Origin of the sequence: Nocardioides astragali, from assembly GCF_024436375.1 — a bacterium.
Lineage (GTDB): Bacteria > Actinomycetota > Actinomycetes > Propionibacteriales > Nocardioidaceae > Nocardioides > Nocardioides astragali.
On sequence record NZ_JAFMZM010000016.1, the window covers coordinates 1 to 512 of the forward strand.

At 66.6% G+C, this 512-nt stretch carries 1 protein-coding gene; it reads right to left on the reverse strand.

Annotation, left to right across the window (positions count from 1 at the left end):
* Positions 1 to 512: carboxyl transferase domain-containing protein (locus J3P44_RS24770; protein ID WP_305122964.1), on the reverse strand; the 512-nt coding region annotated here is incomplete at both ends.

Genomic DNA, 512 nt, shown 5'->3' on the forward strand with positions numbered 1-512 from the left:
GTCTTGATGACGTCGGGTCCGGTGATGAACATCGCCGAGGTCTGGTCGACCATGATCGTGAAGTCGGTGACCGCGGGGGAGTAGACGTGCCCGCCCGCGCAGTTGCCCATGATCAGGCTGATCTGCGGGATCACGCCGGACGCGTGGACGTTGCGGCGGAAGATCTCGCCGTAGAGGCCGAGGCTGACCACACCCTCCTGGATGCGGGCGCCGGCACCCTCGTTGATGCCGATGATCGGGCAGCCGGTCTTGATCGCGAGGTCCATGACCTTGGTGATCTTCTCGCCGTAGACCTCGCCCAGCGAGCCGCCGAAGACGGTGAAGTCCTGGCTGAACACGCACACCATGCGGCCGTTGACCTCGCCGTAGCCGGTCACCACCCCGTCGCCGTAGGGGCGGGTCTTCTCCAGCCCGAACGCGGTCGAGCGGTGGCGGGCGAGCTCGTCGAGCTCGACGAAGGTGCCCTCGTCGAAGAGGATCTCGATGCGCTCGCGGGCGGTCTTGCGTCCCTT